Origin of the sequence: Iamia sp. (assembly GCF_035575815.1) — a bacterium.
Taxonomy (GTDB): Bacteria; Actinomycetota; Acidimicrobiia; order Acidimicrobiales; family Iamiaceae; genus Iamia.
This window is the reverse complement of record NZ_DATLXO010000148.1, coordinates 19,244-38,095: the sequence shown is the minus strand read 5'-3', so window position 1 is coordinate 38,095 and position 18,852 is coordinate 19,244. Positions and strand designations below refer to the sequence as shown.

Here is an 18,852-nt window from a genome sequence, read left to right as displayed (position 1 = left end):
CGAACGGGGACATGCCGTCACTCGCGAGGGCGACGACCCGGTGGGGGTCGGAACGGGAGGCGCACGGTGGTGGCATAGGCACCATCTTGGCAGGAAAGTGGCAGGTCTGCGCAGTCCTGCCACTCGTCGGGTGCGGTTGGCCGGCGCATCGTGGAAGCCATGGACCCGCTACTCCGCCTCGTGATCGATCCCTCTCGGCCCGACGGGCGAGCGGGCGCCGGGAACCGGGTCGACGCCCGTGGCTCGGGCCACCGCTCAGGCCCCCCGCGCCCCGACCTTCGGCCCCCGGCGGGCATGCGCCGGATCCTCGGCGCCGTCGGCAGGATCCTCGCCCCGCTGGCCCACGCCCTCGCCGACGACGCCGCCGAGCGCGCCGAGGTGTGGGGCGAGGGCCTCACCGGGACCCCGGCGCCGCGCCCGCGTCGCCCGCAGCACCGACCGTGAACGCCCCACTCGCGGCGGTGGCTCCCGCCCCGGGACCGGATCGGGGCCGCGGTTCGGGTGATGCGAGCCTCGGGGCGAGCGGACCTCGGACTCGTGGGATGGGCCGGTGAGGGGTCGGTCGGGCAGCATGATCCGCTGTGTCGTTCGTCGAAGCCGTCGTCCTGGGGATCGTCCAGGGCCTCACCGAGTTCCTGCCCGTGTCGTCGAGCGGGCACCTGCGCATCGTGCCTGCCTTCCTCGGCTGGGAGGACCCCGGGACCGCGTTCACCGCCGTCACCCAGCTCGGCACGGTTCTCGCCGTGGTCATCTACTTCCGCCGGGACCTGTGGCGGGTGGCCACCACGTGGCTGCGCTCGCTCGGCGATCCGGAGCTCCGGTCGACCCTCGATGCCCGCCTGGGTTGGTACCTGATCCTGGCCACGGTGCCGATCTCGCTCGCGGGCCTGGCGTTCAGGGACGAGATCGAATCCGGCGCACGGGACCTGCGGCTCATCGCGGCATCGCTCATCGTCGTCGGTGTCGTGCTCTTCGCCGCCGAGCGCGTCGCTCGCCGGACCCGCACCATCGAGGAGGTCGACACCCGCTCGGCCGTCGTCGTCGGCGCCGCCCAGGCCCTAGCCCTCGTGCCCGGAGTGTCGCGCTCGGGGGCGACGATCAGCGCCGGGCTGTTCCTCGGCTTCACCCGCGAGGCGGCGGCGCGCTTCTCGTTCCTGCTCTCGATCCCCGCCGTGGTGCTCTCCGGCGTGGTGACTGCGCCGGATGTGGCCGCCGGCGACGGTCCCGGCATCGCCGAGACGGTCGTGGCCACCGTGCTGGCCTTCGTCGTCGGCTACGCCGCCATCGCCTGGCTCCTCAAGTACCTCATCACCCACACCACCGCCGTGTTCGTCGTTTACCGTGTGGCCCTCGGGGTGCTGCTGATCGCCCTGCTGGCCGCCGGCGTGCTCGACGCCCGCTGATCGAGCCGAGGGGATGTCGAGCCGCGCCGTGAGGCACCGTCTATAGGGAACCCCCGCCCTCCGCGGCTCCCCATGACTTCGGGATCGACCCCCGCGGGCCCGCGTCTGATCATTCGACGATGCGCAGTCCCATGAGTCCGAGGAGGACGAGGCCGATGCAGGCGAGGCGGACGGGCGAGACCGACTCGTCGAGCAGGACTATGCCGGCAGTCACCACGCCAACTGCGCCGAGCCCGGTCCACAGAGCGTACGCGGTCCCCACCGGCAGGTCTCGGAGGGCGAACGACAGGAGCACGAGGCTGGTGTTGGCGATGGTGAGGGCGGCGACGCTGGGCCACAGTCGTGTCAACCCATCGGACCGTTCGAGGGCGACCGCCCAGATGACCTCGAGGAGCGCGGCGGTGATGAGGATGAGCCAGGCCATGGTCGGGGCGTTAGGCCGCGAATCCGCCGTCGACTGACAGGGCGGCGCCGGTGACGTACCGCGCCTCGTCGCTGGCCAGGAACACGACCATGGCGGCGACCTCGTCAGGCGTGCCGTACCGGTCGAGGGCGATGTGGCGTCGTTCGGAGCTTGCGGTGGGGCCGTCGGCCGGGTTCATCTCGGTGTCGGTCGATCCCGGGTGAACGACGTTGGCGGTGATCCCTCGGGGGCCGAGGTCGCGTGCCAGGCCTTTGGTCATGCCCACCGTGGCGGCTTTGCTGGCGGCGTACAGCGTGACTCCGGCCTCGGGGACTCGGTCAACGAAGCAGCTCCCGATGGTGATGATCCGTCCACCGTCGTGCATCACGGTCGCCGCCGCCTGCGAGGCGACGAAGGGTGCGATCACGTGGATCGCGATTGTCCGCTCGACCTCTTCGGCCGTCACGTCTTCGAGGGGACCGAGGGGGGCGATCCCTGCGTTGTTGACGAGGATGTCAAGGCCACCGAGCGCGTCGGTGGCGCGGATGACGGCGTCAGTGACCGAGTCCCTCTGCGCGCTGTCGGCGTGGATGGGGAGGCCTCGGCGGCCTGCGGCCTTGATGTCGGCCGCCACCGACATGGCGCGGTCGGTGCGGTTGAGGTAGGTGAACGCGACGTCCGCCCCGTGGTCTGCCAAACCGGTCGCGATCGCAGCGCCGATGCCACGACTTCCTCCGGTCACCAGTGCGGTCTTGCCTGTCAGGTCCATGGCGATCCTTTGTGTAGTGATTTCTGTACTATTCGCTAGACCGTATCCTTCGACGGGTACCTTCGCAACGACTGGGGGCCCGATGGCCGACACGATCGTGAGGAACAGTGATGGCTCGGAGAGGGCGGCCGCGCGGGTTTGATCGGGCTATGGCGCTCGAGGCCGCCATGAGAGTCTTCTGGGAGCGGGGCTACGACAGCAGCTCACTCGCCACGCTCGCCGCTGAGATGGGTGTTTCCATGCCCAGCCTCTACGCCGCGTTCGGCAGCAAGGAGGCACTCTTCCGGGAGGCCGTCGAGCTGTATGACTCCACCGCAGGCGCAGCTGCAGAGCGGGCACTGCTGACGGGAGCTACGGCAGAGGCTGGCGTGGAGGCGATGCTGCGCAGCAACGCCGACATGTTCAGCGATCCGGGCACCCCATCGGGCTGCCTGATCGTCCTCGGAGGCGGTACGTGGATGCCAGACGACGAGCCGGTCGCCCAGTTCCTCTCGGAGCATCGGCGAACCGACCGGAACCTCATCGCCGACAGGATCCGCGACGGCGCGGCCGCAGGAGAGCTCCCGACCGACAGTGACGCTGATTCACTGGCGGCGTTCTTCGCCTCGGTGATCAACGGCATGGCCATCCTGGCTCGAGATGGCGCCTCTCGTGCCGAGCTCCATGCCGTCGTCGACCTGGCCATGACCAGCTGGCCGTGAACGGCGAGGTCGCCCCCGTGTTGGACACCGCGCGAGCTGGGCCGCCGGGCCTTCCCCGCTCGGTCAGCGTGACTGCCTGTGACCTGCTGCGCTGTCGCCACCACCGAAGTCGGGCAAGGCCCAGAGGCAGGCGGGCCTAGCTGGCCTGGCGAAACCAGGGGTGACCTGGGCCTGCTGTCTGGAGCGGGTGACGGGAAACGAACTCGCGTTCCCAGTTGACCAGGAGCGGTGAGCAGGGCGTTCGCCGGTTTCTCCAAGCCAGCGAGGGTGCGGCGTGTCGTCCCGTTCCGTCTCGTCATCCCGGTCCCGCTCCGTAAGGTCACGCTAGGGTCACGCCGCCTTGGCCCGGGGTGCTCAGCTTTCCCCCTGCGGACCGTCGGACGAACTGCCATGGCTGCCGGAGCCGAAGGCCGCTACCGTTGCGCGTGTGGCCACGAAGTTGGAGCTCGACCCCGCACTGCAAGCGGTGGTCGAGCGTGCTCGCGAGTTGGCCCGCGAGCGCGGCGAGTTGCTCGACCGTCCGTGGACCCCGCCCGCTGACCCGCTTCCCGAGGCGGCACGGGAGGCCCTGCGCGACTGGGTCGACAGCGGTGATTACGACCGGGCGGTCGCAGAGATCGTCGCCGACGACCCGGACATGCAGGCTCAGTCGTAGCCGGTCAGCTTCGTGGCGCTGGTCGTCGACGACCACCTGCTCTTGGACCTGCTCACCGAGGACGTCCGCGGTTGGCTGGCGGAAGCGGTGTCGGAGGCCGCGGTCTACACGACGGCCAGCTGGTACTACCGGGTGGCGAACGCGTCCGAGCACGGCTCGGGCCAAGGATCGCTGTCAGGCCGCATCGCTGCCGTCGCCGAGCCGGCCCGCACCGCTCTGCGCGCTCGGATCGCTCGACTGCCCGATGAGATCGGACTCGTCGGACCGCTCACGCTTGTGCCGGTCATGGCCCGGCTCGACACACAGAGACGGCTGAACTACCTGAGCGCCGAGGCGTTGGCGCTCGCCTTGCTCACCGATGCGACCGCGGCGGTTCGCACCGACAGTCCGCCGCTTCGCAATGCCTGCGACGCACTCCAGGTCGAATACCGGGTGGTCGACGCACCGTAAGCCAACCCGCCGACCAGATCCGAGCCACGGGGCTTTACCTCGCCCGGTTCAGATCCACTGCCCGACTTGTCCTCGGAGCGGTTCGCCGGCCGAGCAGGCGAATGCAGCCAGGCTGTGGCCCTGGCCCTGGGAGCCGCTCTCCGAGTTCGACGCCTCCGGCCCACTGGGCACGGGCGTTCACCCCCGGACCGGCTCCGAGCGCCCGGTACCGTCGAGGCGGTGGCTGCCGACGAGCGCGAGGGCTGTCCGACCGGAGTGACCGGGCAGGCGGACGCCCAGCGCCGGGTATGGACGATCGGCGACTACCCGGTCCGCAGGACCAACATCCGGCAGTGACCAACGGTAGAAGGAGAGCGATGGAGACCACGAGGGAGCGGATGATCGTCGCGATGGCGCATCTCGTTCGTGCCAATGGCTACAGCGGCACCGGCCTGAACCAGATCATTACCGACGCCCGGGCGCCGAAGGGATCGATGTACCATCACTTCCCCGCCGGCAAGGAGGAACTCGGCGAGGCCGCCATCGCCTATTACGGCGACGTGGTGCGCTCCCTGCTCGAGCGCTGCCTCGGTGAGGGGTCCGTGGTCGACGGGATCGAGCGTTTCGTCGACGCCCTGGCCAACCAGCTCGAGCGCTCGGAGTTCTACGACGGCTGTCCCGTCGGGCTCATGGCGATGGAGGTGGGGCCGGCCAACGACCGGCTTGCCGCCGCCACCCAAGCAGCGTTCGACCTGTGGATCGCCTCGGTTGAGACCCACCTCCGCGCTGCGGGGGTGCCGGATGCCACTGATCGCGCCACTGCGATCATCGCCGCGGTCGAAGGCGGTGTCATCCTCGCCCGTTGCCACCGCTCAGCGGCGCCCTTGCGCGCTGTCTCCCGAGGCATCGCCTTGCTTGCTGTCTGACGCCCGCGACCGGTTGACTCACTAGACCGGTCTACCTAGTCTACCCAGATGACCTCGGTACGTATCGAAGACGACGGCCCGGTTCGATCCCTTGTGCTGTGCCGGCCCCTGGAGCTGAACACCATCACCGCCGGCCTCCGCGACGAGCTCGATGAGGCGCTGCTAGCCGCCGACGCCGAGGAACGGGTGCGGGTGGTTCTGCTCCGCGCCGAGGGTCGAGCGTTCAGCGCCGGCTTCGCGCTCGAGGCCGGCACCACCGCCCAGGGTGGGGAGGGGCGCGACCGGGTGTGGGACTCCGTCGCCGACCTGCAGATGATCTCGACCTTCGCTCGGGTCTGGGCGCGCTTGCACGACCTGTCCAAGCCGACCGTCGCCGCGGTGCAGGGTTGGTGCGTGGCCGGCGGCACCGATCTTGTGCTGAACGCCGACCTGATCGTCGCCGCTGACAGCGCCCGGTTCGGTTACCCGCCCGCCCGTGTCTGGGGGACCCCCGAAGCGCCCTGGGCCTGGATCGCTCGCCTCGGCGTGGAGCGGGCCAAGCGCTACCTCTTCACCGGCGACGAGATCCCTGGCCCCGTCGCCGCCGAGATCGGCCTGGTGCTCGAGTGCGTGCCCGACGAGGAGCTCGAGCCCCGATCGATGGCCTTGGCCCAGCGCATCGGTCGACTGCCGCTCAACCAGCTGCGGATGATGAAGCTGCTCTGCAACCAGGTCAACGACCACGCGTACGCGCCGGCGACGTCGCGACTGCTCGGATGCCTCTTCGACGGCATCGCCCGCCACACCCAAGAAGGGCTCGACTTCGTCGAGCTGGCCAGAGCCGACGGGGCGATGGCGGCGGTCCGCCGCCGCGACGAGCCATTCGCCGACTACGGGCAGCGGCCGGCAACGTGAGCGACGAGCGCCGGCGGCGGGTGCCGCGGTTCCCGATCGAGGCGGGCCACATCCACGTGTTCGCCGCCGCGATCGGCGATTCCAACCCGGCGTTCCAGGTCGCCGGTGGTGCGGCGATCGCCCCACCCACCTTCACGATCGCCGCCGCCCACTTTGATCCCGACTTCCCGCTGCGGCCTCGCACGGGCCAGCCCTGGCCCGGCTCGGGGGCTGGGCCATCCGAATCCATGGCCGAGGACGTCGCGTGCCAGTCGTCGGCCGGACGCGCGCCGGAAGTGCTGGGCGACTCTTTGACCGTGGCGGCCACTGTCACCGCCGTCCGACCACTCGACCACGACGGCTCAGAGGTTGACCTCGAGTTGGTCACCAACAACCAGGACGGCGACACCGTGCTCACGGGCACCGCCACGGTCACCGCACCCGCTCCATGACGGTCGCCTACGAGCAATCCGGCCGAATCGTCACGATCACCATCCAGCGGCCTGAGGCGCGCAACGCCGTTGACGCCGAGACGGCCGACTGGCTTACCGCGGCGATGCGACGCTTCGATGCCGCCGACGACGCCGATGTCGCCGTGCTCACCGGAGCCCCACCCGACTTCTGCGCCGGTGCCGACCTCAAGGCCCTCACCCGCGACCGTGACGCGGCGTCCCGACGCGTCACCGCCGGCCTGGCGCCCATGGGCCTCGCCCACCTGCACGTCACCAAACCGACCATCGCCGCGATCGAAGGCTACGCCGTCGCCGGGGGCCTCGAGCTTGCCCTCTGGTGCGATTTGCGCATCGCAGCCGTCGATGCCGTGCTCGGCGTGTACAGCCGGCGGTGGGGCCTGCCTCTCATGGACGGCGGCTCGGTGCTGCTGCCCCGGATCGTCGGGCACGGCCGAGCGTTCGATCTTGCCCTGACCGGCCGAGGCGTGGATGGGAACCGCGCCGAGGCGATCGGGCTCGTCACCCAGGCCGTGCCCAAGGGCGAGGCGCTGGCAACGGCCCTTGAGGTGGCGGCCACGATCGCCGCCCACCCCCAGGCGGCGGTCCGCAGCGATCGACGATCGATCCACGAGCAGTGGAACCTCGACCTGGCGACCGCGCTCGAGCATGAGATGGCGCTCGCCCTCGTCGCCCTCGACTCCGGTGAGGGTGCAGCCGGGGCTGCCGCCTTCGCGCGGGAATGACATGAAGCACCCACCTCCGGGGGACCTGGTGGACGCAACTGCTTCCGCCAACGACACCCCCGCTTCGCTTTCGCCCTGCGACGCCCTCGTCCCTGACCACTTCAAGCGGGCCGCCACGACGACGGCCAGCCGGGCGATGGCCTACCTGGAGTTGAGTCCCAGGTAGTGGGTAGCGGGCGTAGGTCCCCCGGACGCAATGATCACCGCGTCAGGCCCTGCTGGATTCACACCTGTCGGGACCCTGGGCCTCACGTCCCCGGCGGGCGCAGGGCCAACACGAGCGGTCCCGCCGTGAGGGCGGCGGCCACCTCCGCGGCTTCGCCCCGGCGAACGGCGAGCACCACCGTCTCGTCCTCTGCGCCCAGCACGGTCGCCCCGGTGGCCACCACGTCGGGCGCCCGGGCCCCGACCGGCAGGTCGCCGTCGGGTCCGCCGCCCACGGCTCCGCCGGCGAGGACATCGACCGAGTCACCGACCTCGAGCGGCAGGCCGGGCACCGCGACCGGCACCGACACGGCCCGTTCGTCAGCCGCGAGGCGCCCGGCGGGGCCGGTGGCGTCGGTCCCGCTGATGCGCGACGCCACCAAGGCCTCGCCTGGCGCCAGGGCCACCAGGGCGGTGCGTCCGGTCGGGGGCTGGGAGAGCGCCTCGTCGGGCACGAGGGCCCGAGGCCACGGACGGACCTCGAGGTCGTCGCGGCCGAGCACGGCGCCGGCCTCGACCGGCTGAGCGACGACCACCACGGGCTGCACTTCGCCGTAGGCCGCCTCGGCCGCCTGCGCTCGGCTGAGCGCCCCGTCGACGACCAGGCCGGTGGCCATCGTCAGCGTCGCAGCCGCGACATACCAGAGCACGGCGCGACGGGGGAGGCGGGGGCGGACGGGCCGCAGTGAGCGGCGGGGGCGGAAGGGGAGCATGGGCGCGACCTCTCGTCGGGTGTCGACGGGGGAAGCGCCCGGCCACCGTTCCCCGGTACCCGCCTCCGGAACCCCGGCCCCGCGTGACGCTCAGCTGCGCGGCGAGGGGCGACGCTCAGGCGGGGAAGTCGGGGGTGAGGCCGCCGGGGGCCTCGGCGCACCCACACGTACGCTCCTGCGGCACGGCGGCGAGGGCCGTCACCAGCACCTCGCGCAAAAGGGGCACGTTGGCCTCGAAGGTGGCGAAGACCTGGGCCTGGGTGACCGGCGCCATGGTCGCGTCGTCGTCGACGCCGGCGTCGTAGTCGGTGACGAGGGCGGCCGACGCGTAGCAGAGCCCCAGCTCGCGCGCGAGAGCGGCCTCGGGCATCTGGGTCATGTTGATCACCGTCGCCCCCTGGTCGCGATGGAGGTGCGACTCGGCGCGGGTCGCGAACCGTGGACCGCCGATGACCACGACGGTGCCGCCGTCGTGCACCGGCAGGGGACCACCGGTGGCCGCCCTCAACAGCGTCGAGCGCAGCTCGGGGCAGTACGGATCGGCCAGCGACACGTGGTTCACCGTCGGCCCGTCGAAGAAGGTGTCGGCCCGTCCCCACGTGCGATCGATGGCCTGGTCGACGACGACGAGGTCGCCGGGGTGCACGTCGGCTCGCAGCGACCCTGCTGCGCACGGCCCGAGCACCCGGGTGACGCCCAGGGCGCGCAGGGCCCACAGGTTCGCCCGGTACGGCACCCGGTGCGGGGGGAGGTGGTGGCCGACGCCGTGGCGCGGGAGGAACGCGACCTCGCGGTCACCGATCCGGGCGATCTGGATCGGGCCCGACGGCGCGCCCCACGGGGTGGTGACCAGAACGGTCTCGACCTCGTCCAGCAACGAGGTGAGCCCGGACCCGCCGATGACGGCGAGGTCGATGGCGTCGGCGACCACCGGGTCGGCCGGTTCAGCTCGACGAGCGGCCGGAGCTCGACGCCGGCGTGGGCTGCGACGAGCCCTTGGCCTCGCCCTTCGACCCAGACGACCCGCCCTGGCCCGAGTCCTTCGAGCGGCCCGAGTCCTTCGACCTCTCCGAGTCCTTCGAGCGGCCCGAGTCCTTCGACTTCTCCGAGTCCTTCGACGACGAGTCCGGGGACGACGATTCCTTCGACGACGACTCCTTCGACTCCGAGGAGCCGTCGGACTCGCCGCTCGACGACGACTCGCCGCCGGAGGCCTTGACCCGGCTGTCGGTCTTGTAGAAGCCGCTGCCCTTGAACGAGATGCCCACGTTGCCGAACAGCTTGCGGAGGGCGCCTGCGCACTTCGGGCACTCCGAGAGGGCGTCGTCGGTGAACGCCTGGTAGGCGTCGAAGGTGTGGCCGCAGTCCTTGCAGCGGTACTCGTAGGTGGGCATTCGTCTCCTCGGTGAGGGTGGCTCCCGTTCGGCGGGCGCGGGTCCACATCGTTGGCACTCGGCCAGTGCGAGTGCCAGGGTACCGGCCTCCGGGGCGGGGCCACCAGCCGCGTGCGCCGTCCGGTGGCACCCGCGCGGTAGACACGGGGCGTGCAGCCGTCTCCCCGAGTCACGACCGCCGTCATCCCCGCTGCGGGGCTGGGCACCCGGTTCCTGCCTGCCACCAAGGCCCAGCCCAAGGAGATGCTGCCGGTCGTCGACAAGCCGGTCATCCAGTACGTCGTCGAGGAGGCCGTGCGGGCCGGCATCGACGACATCTTGATCATCACCGGGCGGGGCAAGCGCAGCCTCGAGGACCACTTCGACCGCAACTTCGAGCTCGAGTACTTCCTCGGCCAGAAGGGCAAGCACGACGCGCGCGACGACCTCGTCGACATCGCCGAGCTGGCCGACATCCACTACGTCCGCCAGGGTGAGCCCCTCGGCCTCGGCCACGCCATCTCGGTGGCCCGCAAGCACGTGGGCGACAACCCCTTCGCGGTGCTGCTGGGCGACGAGTGGATGCGTCGCGACGTCGGCCTGCTCGAGGGCATGATCGCCACCTACGAGCGCTACAACCGCTCGGTCATCGCACTCAAGGAGGTCCCCTCGGAGGAGATCTCCCGCTACGGCTGCGTGGCGCCCGAGCCGGTGGCCGAGGGCCTGGTGCAGATCATCGACCTCGTCGAGAAGCCGGACCCGGCGACGGCTCCTTCGAACCTGGCGGTCATGGGCCGCTACGTCTTGACCCCCGAGATCTTCGACGCCTTGGCCCACATCGAGCCCGGCTCGGGCGGCGAGCTCCAGCTCACCGACGCCATCGCGCTGCTCCTCCGGAGCCAGGCGGTGTACGGCTACACCTTCGACGAGGGCCGCTACGACACCGGCCAGGTGCTCGACTACCTGAAGGTCATCGTCGAGCTGGCCAGCGAGCGCGACGACCTCGGCCCGGAGTTCCGCCGCTTCCTCGGCGACTTCGCCCGCGACCGAGACCTGTAGCCGGAGCTCCGTTCCCTCGGGGGTGGGGGAGCGATCCGTGACCTCTCGCTTCGCGGGAAGCGGCGGCAAGGGGTTGACGACCCGGGCGCCGCGCCCCGGCCCGGTACCGTCACCGGTCGTGCAGCCGCTGTCGGACGTCTTGGCCCAGGTGCTCCAGCGCTGCGTGGCCCTCCCGCCCACCGACGTCGACCCCCGCCTCGCCCGACGGGCGGTGCTGGCCGCCGACGTGGTGGCCGCGCGCGACCTCCCCGGCTTCGCCAGCTCGGCCATGGACGGCTTCGCGGTTCGCGCCGCGGACGTGGCCGGAGCCACCGCCGATCTGCCCGTCGTGCTCGAGGTCGTCGACACGGTGATGGCCGGACGGGCGTCGACCGAGGTGATCGGGCCCCGCCAGGCGATCCGCATCATGACCGGGGCACCGATCCCCACCGGCGCCGATGCCATCGTCCCGGTCGAGGTCACCCGTCACTCCGACGGGCAGCGGGGCACCGACGAGACCGTTGCGATCCTCGCCCCGTCGGGGCCCGGCCAGCACCTGCGGGGCGCGGCCGACGACATCGCCGCGGGCACCACCGTCGTGGACGCCGGCACCACCGTCACCGTGCCGCTCGTCGGGGTCCTGGTGGCGCTGGGGCAGCCGACGGTGTCGATCGTCCCCCGGCCCCGCGTCGGGGTCATCTCGACCGGTGACGAGCTCGTCGCCGCGCCGCGGGGGCTCGACGTGGGCCAGGTGCGCGACTCCAACCGGCCCATGCTCCTGAGCGCCGTCAACGAGGCGGGGGCCATCGCCGTCGACCTCGGGTGGGTGCGCGACGACGTCGACGCCGTGGCCGCCGCCCTGCGCGCCGGCGCCACCCGCTGCGACCTGATCCTCACCTCCGGCGGGGTCAGCATGGGCGAGGCCGACGTGGTGAAGATGGTGCTCGAGCGGATGACCGATCCCCGCTGGTTCCAGGTCGCCATCCGGCCGGCCAAGCCCTTCGCGCTGGCGAGCGTCGACGGCGTCCCACTGCTGGGACTGCCCGGCAACCCGGTATCCGCGCTGGTGTCCTTCGAGCTGCTGGCCCGCCCCGCCATCGGCCACATGGCCGGCCACCGCGACCTCGGCCGCCCCACCATCACGGTCCGGGCCGGTGACGGGCTCACCCGCCGGCCCGACGGCAAGACCCACTACGTGCGCGTCACCGTCGCCCGCGACGCGACCGGCGACCTGGTGGCCACCCCGGTCGCGGCCCAGGGCAGCCACCAGCTCGTCGCCACCGCCCGGGCCCACGGTCTGGCGGTGATCCCCGACGGTGACGGCATCTCCGCCGGCGGCCCGGTCGACGTGGCCGTCCTCGATGCCGTCGCCGCGCTCGCCGGTGGTCGCCCGTAGGCTGAGGTCGTGTCACGACCGCTCATCGACGGCCACGGTCGGGTGCACCGCGATCTGCGGATCTCGATCACGGACCGCTGCAACCTCCGCTGCACCTACTGCATGCCCGAGGAGGGGATGCAGTGGCAGCCGCGCGAGGAGCTGCTCACCTTCGAGGAGATCGAGCGCTTGGCGCGCGTGCTCGTCGACCGCTTCGCCATCACCGCCATCCGCCTCACGGGTGGCGAGCCGACGCTGCGGGCGCACCTGCCGGTGCTGGTCGAGCGCCTGGCCCCGCTCGGCACCGACCTGAGCATCACCACCAACGCCACCACCCTCGACCGCATGGCCGCGGATCTGAAGGCCGCCGGGTTGCGACGGGTGAACATCTCGCTCGACTCGCTGCGCGCCGACCGGTTCTTCGAGCTGACCCGTCGCCACGACCTCGACAAGGTGCTCTCGGGCATCGACGCCGCCCTCGATGCCGGGCTCACCCCGGTGAAGCTGAACGTCGTGGCCATGAAGGGCGTCAACGACGACGAGATCGTCGACCTGGCCGCGTTCGGGCGGAACAGGGGCATCGGTGTGCGGTTCATCGAGTTCATGCCCCTCGACGCCTCGGGCGGCTGGGCCCGCGACCGCGTCGTGTCCCAGGCCGAGATCGTCGACGCGATCGGTGCCGTGTTCCCCCTCGACGTCGTGCCCCGCGGCTCGGCGCCGGCATCGCTGTGGCGCTACCGCGACGGGCGGGGCGAGGTCGGGGTGATCCCGAGCGTCACCGAACCGTTCTGCGGCGACTGCGACCGCATCCGCCTGACCTCCGACGGCATGTTGCGGACCTGCCTGTTCGCGACCGACGAGACCGACCTGCGGGCCCTGCTGCGAGGCGGGGCCGGCGACGACGAGCTGGCGGGCCTCTTCGCCACCGCCGTGGGGGAGAAGGGCCCGGGACACCTGATCGGCCAGCCCACCTTCATCCGGCCCCGGCGCTCGATGTCCCAGATCGGCGGCTGAGCGGGCCGGCCCTCGACGGACCGGTGCGACGGCCGCGACGGGGCCGCGACGGGCGGGATCGGCGGCGCCCGGTCCCACGGACGTAGCATCCCGCCATGTCGGACCGTGGACTGACCCATCTCGACCCCCTCGGACAGGCCCGCATGGTCGATGTCACCCCGAAGGACCCCACGCACCGCCGCGCCGTGGCCCGCGGCCGGGTCTACATGCACCCCGAGACCACGTCGTTGGTGGCCCGGGGCGGGGTCGGCAAGGGCGACGTGCTCGCCGTGGCCCGCGTCGCCGGCATCCAGGCCGCCAAGCGCACGTCCGATCTCATCCCGCTGTGCCACCCGCTGCTCGTCGGCGCCGTGCTGGTGAACTTCCGCATCGAGGACTCCTTCATCGAGATCGAGTCCCACGTCGACACCGTCGATCGCACCGGTGTCGAGATGGAGGCCCTCACCGCCGTCTCGGTGGCCGCTCTCACCATCTATGACATGTGCAAGTCAGCCGACCGCTCCATGACCATCGGCGACATCGCCCTGTGGGAGAAGACCGGCGGGCGCTCGGGCGTCTACCGCCGCGACCCGGCCACCTCGCTCGACCGCTCGATCGACAGCGTCCTGGCCGATCACGCCAACGGAACGGCCGAGGACGACCTCGGGCTCGGTGACGACGGTGGCACCGGGATGATCGGCCCCGCCGGCCTCGGCGATCCGGCCGAGGTCTGACCGATGCCCGAGCGTCGAGGTGGCGGCGGGGCGGCTCCGGCGTGAACGGATCGTGGCCGGAGGCTGGTCCCGTCGTCACCTCCGTAGTAGAACTGTCACATCGCAGGTTCCACCGGCCGCCCGACGGTGGTCGGAGCCTCGAGATCCCCGCTGATCCCTCTGTCCGACCATCGCCGAGTGGCGATCGTCACCCAAGTAGGATCCTGAGACGAGAAGAGCTGATCTGGAGACATGGGTGTGCCGGTCCTGATCCTTCTAGCCATCGTCTGGGCCGTCGTCCTGGTCCCGCCGTACATGCGTCACCGCTCTGACGTCCGCCCCGGGACCTCGGTCACGAGCTTCCGCCAGGGTCTCGACGTCCTCGGACGGGCCGCTCCGGGTCGCTCCCTCGCCCCTGTCCGCACCCGGCCCGCCACGCCCCCCGGGCCCGGTGCCCCCCGGGGCCGGTCCGCAGCGCGCCAGCGCCGCCGCGACGTCCTTTTCACGCTGGCCGGCGCCGCGGGCTTCACCCTCCTGCTCGCCATCGCCTTCGGCGGGGTGGCCGTTGCGGTGCACCTGGCCGTCGATGTCGCCCTCGGCGGCTACCTCTACCTCCTGGTGCAGATGCGCAAGCTCGCCACCGAGCAGGCGGTGAAGGTGCGCTACCTGGCCGCTCCGGCCCAGAGCCAGCCCCGGCTGGTCACGGTCCGCCGCTCCGCCTCGGGCTGACCCCCCGAGCCCGCACTGCGCCGAGCTCTGGCGCGAGTCGGTGGCTCAACGAGCGGATCGCGCCACAGCCCCGTCCCGAGCGGTCGGGTCAGCGGCAGCCCCTCATGAAGACCTGCACCGTGAACACCCGGCTGCCGCGGGTGGCCGAGCCGACCCCGACGAAGTCCCACGTGGTGTCGAGGATGTTCTTCCGGTGGCCGGGGGACTTCATGTAGGCGGCCTGCACTGCGGGGATGGACGAGCCGAAGCCGACGTTCTCCCCGACGCCGCGCCAGCAGCTGGGCAGGCCCGACGACAAGGTCGAGTGGGACAGCGCGTTGTCGCGGGCCAGCTTCTCAGCCCAGGCCTGAGCCTTGCGGTTCAGGGCATCATGGGTCGCCAGGGTCCGCCGGCCGTTCTCCCGGCGATCCGCGTTCATCTCGTCGGCCACCGACTGCTGGCCCCCCGAGAGGCACGCGGTGAGCACGACGGCGAGCACGACGGCCAGCGCCACCTGGGCGGTGCGGGTGAGGCGAGAGGTCCGGTTCATGGGAGGCCAGTCGGGCCCCACGCGTCCATGTTGAGCACTCACCGCGTTATTTCCGGCACACAGCGTTAAGGCGATCCTTCGTCCGTCCCCGTCGGTCCCGGCTCCGCGTCGCGATCGCAGCGGCGCCGGGTCCACCCCGTGCCTGCCGAGGGCGGCGAGCGAGCTCCGGTTCGGAGCGCCGGTCACCGCAGCGATAGGCTGATCATCCTCCGGGGGTGTAGCTCAGTTGGCTAGAGCGCTTCGGTCGCATCGAAGAGGCCGTGGGTTCGAATCCCATCACCTCCACCGCGGAGATCACCTGATCGCTCACCCCGGGCTCAAGACAAGACCGCGGTGCACGTCTCCCGCCACCGATCGGGGGCGGACGCTACGGCTCGGGCAGGTGCTCCGGATAGGTGATGTCGATCTGTTCGATGGCCAAGGGGAAGTCGCGACGGTTGTTGGTGATGAACCTGTTCGCTCCGGCGCCGATCGCCGTCGCCAGGTGCACCGCGTCGGCCGCCCGCAGTCGATGCTGCGCACCGATGGCGACGGCAAGGCGGGCGGTGGCATCGTCGAGCGGCCGGAGGTCGAGTCGGGCGAGCAGCCCGACGAGGGCCACCAGCTCCTCGGTCGAGCCCTCGCGGTGGGGCTTGCTCAACATCTCCGGGAGCAGCAGGAGCGAACCCACACCGACGCGGTCGCCGCCCGTCTCGATAGGCCCCTCGGGGAAGAGCGTCCGCACGCGCCGTCCGAGGATGTTCTCGGGGCTGGCGGCGTAGATCAACGCATCGGCGTCGAAGGCGTCCATCGCGGCGCTCAGTGCCCGTCGCGCCCGGCTCGGACCTCCTCCACGAGCGCGGCGGCGCGCGCCGCACTGAGGCCGATGTCAGGAAGGGGTGACCTCCGGGCCGCGTCGAGCAGCTGTCGCAGCTCGTCTGCCGCCTCGAGGGACGCGTCGGCTCGACGGGTGTGCAGGGTGTCGGGTCGAACGAGGACCGCGACGGGGCGGCCGTGGCGCGTGATCGTCACCTCGTCGCCAGCGGTCACCCGGTCCAGGAGCTGGGGCAGCGCCGCTCGGGCCTCGGTTGCGCTCATGGTGGACACGACCCCGAACTGTACACCTCTGTACGGAACGCCTCTGAGGTTCTTCGCAGTCGACCGTCAGGTCAGCCGGCCTCGGTGGTGGTCGGGGCGCCGTCGTCGGCAGGCGCGTCCGTCGTCGCCGCGCCGTCGTCAGCGGGCGCAGCCTCAGCCTCGGCCTCGAAGCACGCCCGGTTGAAGCCGGCGAGGGTCTCCTTGGTGTCGGCGTCGAGCTCGGTCTCGGTGGCGGCGCGGTAGATCCGGTTGACCTCACCCTGGTCGAACTCGTCGTAGATGCGCTCGGTCAGGCACTCCGAGACCGACGGGGGCACGGTGGTGCGCTCGCGCAGGTCGGACTCGAAGTCGCTGCGCTCGACGTCGTCGGCCCCGCCGCAGCCGGCTGCGGCCAGGGCGACGACGGTCGCGGCGGCGAAGAACAGGCGGGTGAGCGATCGGGGGGAGCGGGGGCGGGACACCGGTTGGGACTCCTCGGCAGCGGACGACCGAGGATACGACGTGGCGGCCCGGGGGCGACCACCGGGGGCCCGGGACGAGCGGTGGACGGTTGTCCAGGTAGGGTGGCCGGCGCCACATCCCACCCCGTGACGAGAGGTCCACCATGCGCGTCGTCGTCGACTACGACCTGTGCGAGAGCAACGCGGTCTGCATGGCCGTCGCCCCCGAGGTGTTCGAGGTGCGCGACGACGACTTCCTCTACGTGCTGCAGGACGTCCCGCCCGACGACCTGCGCGACAAGGTCACCGAGGCTGCCGCGCGCTGCCCCAAGCAGGCCATCACCGTCGAGGACTGACGGCCCGGTGCGACGACCGCGCGCCGCCTCCGCCTTCGATCTCTGGCTCCACTGCAGTGACCACACCAACCTCGGTCGTCGTGGTCGGCGCCTCCTTGGCCGGCCTCAACGCGGCGCGCGCCCTGCGCGGCGGCGGCTTCGACGGCACCCTGACCATCGTCGGCGCCGAGGAGCACCGCCCCTACGACCGGCCGCCGCTCTCGAAGCAGGTGCTGGCAGGCACGTGGGACCCTGAGCGGACGACCTTGGCCGGCACCGGTGACGGCGAGCTCGACGTTGAGTGGCGCCTCGGGTCCCCGGCCGACGGTCTCGACGTGGCCGGCCGGACCGTCAGCCTGGCGGACGGCTCCTCGGTCACCTATGACGGGCTCGTGATCGCCACCGGGGCCGCGCCCCGCACCCTCCCCGGCGTCGAGGGCGTGGCCGGTGTCCACGTCCTGCGCAGCCTCGACGACTGCCTGGCCCTGAAGGCCGACCTCGATGCCGCTCCCGCACGGGTCGTGGTGGTCGGCGCCGGGTTCATCGGTGCCGAGGTCGCCGCCACCTGCCGGGCCCGCGGCCTGGCCGTGACCGTGGTCGAGCCCTTGCCCGTCCCACTCGGTCGGGTGCTCGGCACCGAGGTGGGCGGGACCATGGCCGCGGTCCACCGCGACCACGGCGTCGACCTGCGCCTCGGCGTCGGGGTCCTCGGGGTCGTCGGGGCGGAGCGCGTCGAGGGCGTCCGGCTGACCGACGCCACGACGCTCGCCTGCGAGGTGGTCGTGGTGGGCATCGGCGTGGTGCCGTCGACGGGCTGGCTGGAGGAGTCGGGCCTGTCCCTCGCCGACGGGGTGCGGGCCGATGCCTCTTGCCGGGTGGCGCCCGGCATCGTGGCCGCCGGTGACGTCGCCCGCTGGCACCACCAGGGCTACGGCGAGTCCCTGCGCGTCGAGCACTGGGACCACGCCATCGCCCAGGGCGCGCACGCGGCGGCAACCCTCCTCGCCGGCGACGGCGCCGAGCCCTTCACGCCGGTGCCGTGGTTCTGGTCCGACCAGTACGACCGCAAGATCATGGTGGCCGGGCGGACCCAGGGCGCGGAGGAGGTCCGGGTCGTCGAGGGCAGCCTCGAGGAGCGGCGCTTCGTCGCCCTGTACCGGCGGGGCGGCGAGGTCGCGGCGGTGCTGGGGATGAACCGACCGGCACCCCTGGCCCGCTGGCGCCTGCGCCTGGCCGAAGGGGTGACGTGGGCCGACGCAGTGGCCGGGTGCCCGCCGCCGGCCCCTGGTGGAGCGCCCGGGCGGGGGGCGCCCGCATGACCGCGCTCGCTGCGCTCCTGCTCGTCGCCGCCGGGCTCGCCGCCGCCGTGAACTGGGTCGGCGTCGCCCGCGACGACCGGAGGCTCGTCTACGGCGCCAAGCCGGCCACGCTCGTCCTGCTCGTCGCCGTGGCCGCCGCGCTCGACGCGGAGGAACCTGCGGTGAAGGCGTGGTTCCTCGCCGGCCTGGTGCTGTCGCTCGCGGGTGACGTGTTCCTCATGCTCCCCGAGGGGAGGCGGTACCCGGTCGACCCGTTCCTGCTGGGCCTCGGCTCGTTCCTGTTCGGGCACCTGGCCTACATCGTGGGCCTGGCCTCTGATCACCGGTCGTGGGTGCTCACCGGCCTCGGCGCCGCGATCGTCCTGGGCGCCGTCGCCGTGATCGGGCCGCGCGTCGTCGCCGGGGTCGGTCGGGCCTCACCGGAGATGCGGCTGCCCGTGCTGGTCTACATGGCGGTGATCTCGCTCATGGTGGTCGCCGCGTTCGGCCGCACGGTGCCGGTCGGCATCGCCGGGGCGCTGCTCTTCTATGCCTCGGACGCCACCCTGGCGTGGAACCGGTTCATCGCCCCCAGCCGGGCGGCGCGCATCGCGGTGATGGTGACCTACCACCTGGCCCAGGCCGGGCTGGTGCTCTCCCTGCTCGGCTGAGCAGCCCTGC

Annotated in this window: 25 protein-coding genes, 1 tRNA gene and 1 pseudogene; 18 read left to right on the top strand and 9 right to left on the bottom strand. The window is 71.9% G+C overall.

From position 1 onward, the window contains the following. Positions 1–159 precede the first annotated feature (159 nt). Both VNL12_RS15840 and VNL12_RS15835 read left to right on the top strand, forming a co-directional pair. Positions 160–444: a hypothetical protein gene (locus tag VNL12_RS15840; RefSeq protein WP_325595910.1), complete on the top strand. Its 285-nt coding sequence runs from the start codon at positions 160–162 to the stop codon at positions 442–444. 137 nt (positions 445–581) lie between these two features. Further along, the gene (locus VNL12_RS15835; RefSeq protein ID WP_325595909.1) at positions 582–1,403 is read left to right on the top strand and encodes an undecaprenyl-diphosphate phosphatase; all 822 of its coding nucleotides are present in this window, start codon (positions 582–584) and stop codon (positions 1,401–1,403) included. A 109-nt stretch (positions 1,404–1,512) separates the two neighbouring features. Here the strand turns inward: VNL12_RS15835 and VNL12_RS15830 are convergent, their stop codons facing one another. Continuing rightward, the gene (locus tag VNL12_RS15830) at positions 1,513–1,827 is read right to left on the bottom strand and encodes a multidrug efflux SMR transporter (protein ID WP_325595908.1); all 315 of its coding nucleotides are present in this window, start codon (positions 1,825–1,827) and stop codon (positions 1,513–1,515) included. A 10-nt stretch (positions 1,828–1,837) separates the two neighbouring features. After that, entirely contained in the window at positions 1,838–2,575 is a 738-nt protein-coding gene (locus VNL12_RS15825) for an SDR family NAD(P)-dependent oxidoreductase (protein WP_325595907.1), read from the bottom strand. 149 nt (positions 2,576–2,724) lie between these two features. On the opposite strand from VNL12_RS15825, the gene VNL12_RS15820 reads away from it, so the two are divergent. The 7 genes from VNL12_RS15820 to VNL12_RS15790 all read left to right on the top strand — a co-directional run bounded on the left by VNL12_RS15820 (position 2,725) and on the right by VNL12_RS15790 (position 7,354). Continuing rightward, positions 2,725–3,276 carry a TetR/AcrR family transcriptional regulator gene (locus tag VNL12_RS15820; protein ID WP_325595906.1) on the top strand — a complete coding sequence of 184 codons (552 nt, stop codon included), beginning with the start codon at positions 2,725–2,727 and terminating at the stop codon, positions 3,274–3,276. Between the two features lie 427 nt (positions 3,277–3,703). Beyond that, positions 3,704–3,931, top strand: a complete 228-nt coding sequence (locus VNL12_RS15815) for a hypothetical protein (RefSeq protein ID WP_325595905.1) — start codon at positions 3,704–3,706, stop codon at positions 3,929–3,931. 12 nt (positions 3,932–3,943) lie between these two features. Beyond that, the gene (locus tag VNL12_RS15810; protein ID WP_325595904.1) at positions 3,944–4,381 is read left to right on the top strand and encodes a hypothetical protein; all 438 of its coding nucleotides are present in this window, start codon (positions 3,944–3,946) and stop codon (positions 4,379–4,381) included. Between the two features lie 356 nt (positions 4,382–4,737). Next, positions 4,738–5,286: a TetR/AcrR family transcriptional regulator gene (locus VNL12_RS15805; RefSeq protein WP_325595903.1), complete on the top strand. Its 549-nt coding sequence runs from the start codon at positions 4,738–4,740 to the stop codon at positions 5,284–5,286. 48 nt (positions 5,287–5,334) lie between these two features. Next, a complete protein-coding gene (locus VNL12_RS15800; RefSeq protein ID WP_325595902.1) occupies positions 5,335–6,180 on the top strand; it encodes a crotonase/enoyl-CoA hydratase family protein in 846 nt (281 codons plus the stop codon). Then, a complete protein-coding gene (locus VNL12_RS15795; RefSeq protein WP_325595901.1) occupies positions 6,177–6,611 on the top strand; it encodes a MaoC family dehydratase in 435 nt (144 codons plus the stop codon). The genes VNL12_RS15800 and VNL12_RS15795 overlap by 4 nt, the downstream gene beginning before the upstream one ends. Further along, positions 6,608–7,354: a crotonase/enoyl-CoA hydratase family protein gene (locus VNL12_RS15790; RefSeq protein WP_325595900.1), complete on the top strand. Its 747-nt coding sequence runs from the start codon at positions 6,608–6,610 to the stop codon at positions 7,352–7,354. Before VNL12_RS15795 ends, VNL12_RS15790 begins: the two co-directional genes overlap by 4 nt. Positions 7,355–7,602: 248 nt before the next feature. On the opposite strand, the gene VNL12_RS15785 is transcribed toward VNL12_RS15790, so the two are convergent. The 3 genes from VNL12_RS15785 to VNL12_RS15775 form a co-directional block, all read right to left on the bottom strand. Beyond that, a complete protein-coding gene (locus VNL12_RS15785; protein ID WP_325595899.1) occupies positions 7,603–8,271 on the bottom strand; it encodes an SAF domain-containing protein in 669 nt (222 codons plus the stop codon). Between the two features lie 115 nt (positions 8,272–8,386). After that, positions 8,387–9,202 carry an S-methyl-5'-thioadenosine phosphorylase gene (locus VNL12_RS15780; protein WP_325595898.1) on the bottom strand — a complete coding sequence of 272 codons (816 nt, stop codon included), beginning with the start codon at positions 9,200–9,202 and terminating at the stop codon, positions 8,387–8,389. Between the two features lie 13 nt (positions 9,203–9,215). Then, complete coding sequence (locus VNL12_RS15775; protein WP_325595897.1) at positions 9,216–9,665, bottom strand: FmdB family zinc ribbon protein; 450 nt, start codon at positions 9,663–9,665, stop codon at positions 9,216–9,218. A gap of 150 nt (positions 9,666–9,815) precedes the next feature. Here VNL12_RS15775 and galU point away from each other — a divergent pair, with 150 nt between their 5' ends. From galU to VNL12_RS15750, 5 genes and pseudogenes are all read left to right on the top strand, one after another. Continuing rightward, the gene (gene galU / locus VNL12_RS15770) at positions 9,816–10,703 is read left to right on the top strand and encodes a UTP--glucose-1-phosphate uridylyltransferase GalU (protein ID WP_325595896.1); all 888 of its coding nucleotides are present in this window, start codon (positions 9,816–9,818) and stop codon (positions 10,701–10,703) included. Positions 10,704–10,821: 118 nt separating this feature from the next. Continuing rightward, on the top strand, positions 10,822–12,078 hold the full coding sequence (gene glp, locus VNL12_RS15765) for a gephyrin-like molybdotransferase Glp (RefSeq protein ID WP_325595895.1): 1,257 nt from the start codon (positions 10,822–10,824) through the stop codon (positions 12,076–12,078). Positions 12,079–12,087: 9 nt separating this feature from the next. Continuing rightward, entirely contained in the window at positions 12,088–13,071 is a 984-nt protein-coding gene (gene moaA / locus VNL12_RS15760; RefSeq protein ID WP_325595894.1) for a GTP 3',8-cyclase MoaA, read from the top strand. Positions 13,072–13,166: 95 nt separating this feature from the next. Beyond that, positions 13,167–13,640 (top strand): annotated as a pseudogene (moaC, locus tag VNL12_RS15755) (cyclic pyranopterin monophosphate synthase MoaC); the annotation flags it as partial. 375 nt (positions 13,641–14,015) lie between these two features. After that, positions 14,016–14,492 (top strand): hypothetical protein, encoded by a 477-nt coding sequence (locus VNL12_RS15750; protein WP_325595893.1) that lies wholly within the window; start codon positions 14,016–14,018, stop codon positions 14,490–14,492. An 88-nt stretch (positions 14,493–14,580) separates the two neighbouring features. Here VNL12_RS15750 and VNL12_RS15745 read toward each other — a convergent pair whose 3' ends face one another. Continuing rightward, a complete protein-coding gene (locus VNL12_RS15745; RefSeq protein WP_325595892.1) occupies positions 14,581–15,021 on the bottom strand; it encodes a CAP domain-containing protein in 441 nt (146 codons plus the stop codon). A gap of 211 nt (positions 15,022–15,232) precedes the next feature. Between VNL12_RS15745 and VNL12_RS15740 the strand changes: the two genes are divergently transcribed. After that, positions 15,233–15,306, top strand: a tRNA-Ala gene (locus VNL12_RS15740). 82 nt (positions 15,307–15,388) lie between these two features. Here VNL12_RS15740 and VNL12_RS15735 read toward each other — a convergent pair. The 3 genes from VNL12_RS15735 to VNL12_RS15725 form a co-directional block, all read right to left on the bottom strand. Further along, positions 15,389–15,811, bottom strand: a complete 423-nt coding sequence (locus VNL12_RS15735) for a type II toxin-antitoxin system VapC family toxin (protein WP_325595891.1) — start codon at positions 15,809–15,811, stop codon at positions 15,389–15,391. An 8-nt stretch (positions 15,812–15,819) separates the two neighbouring features. Then, positions 15,820–16,098, bottom strand: a complete 279-nt coding sequence (locus VNL12_RS15730) for a type II toxin-antitoxin system Phd/YefM family antitoxin (RefSeq protein ID WP_325595911.1) — start codon at positions 16,096–16,098, stop codon at positions 15,820–15,822. A gap of 71 nt (positions 16,099–16,169) precedes the next feature. Further along, positions 16,170–16,559: a hypothetical protein gene (locus VNL12_RS15725; RefSeq protein ID WP_325595890.1), complete on the bottom strand. Its 390-nt coding sequence runs from the start codon at positions 16,557–16,559 to the stop codon at positions 16,170–16,172. Between the two features lie 143 nt (positions 16,560–16,702). On the opposite strand from VNL12_RS15725, the gene VNL12_RS15720 reads away from it, so the two are divergent. From VNL12_RS15720 to VNL12_RS15710, 3 genes are all read left to right on the top strand, one after another. Next, positions 16,703–16,894, top strand: coding sequence for a ferredoxin (locus VNL12_RS15720; RefSeq protein WP_325595889.1), 192 nt, complete (start codon positions 16,703–16,705; stop codon positions 16,892–16,894). An 80-nt stretch (positions 16,895–16,974) separates the two neighbouring features. After that, positions 16,975–18,192 carry an FAD/NAD(P)-binding oxidoreductase gene (locus VNL12_RS15715; protein WP_325595888.1) on the top strand — a complete coding sequence of 406 codons (1,218 nt, stop codon included), beginning with the start codon at positions 16,975–16,977 and terminating at the stop codon, positions 18,190–18,192. Next, complete coding sequence (locus tag VNL12_RS15710; protein WP_325595887.1) at positions 18,189–18,842, top strand: lysoplasmalogenase; 654 nt, start codon at positions 18,189–18,191, stop codon at positions 18,840–18,842. Before VNL12_RS15715 ends, VNL12_RS15710 begins: the two co-directional genes overlap by 4 nt. Positions 18,843–18,852: the final 10 nt, after the last annotated feature.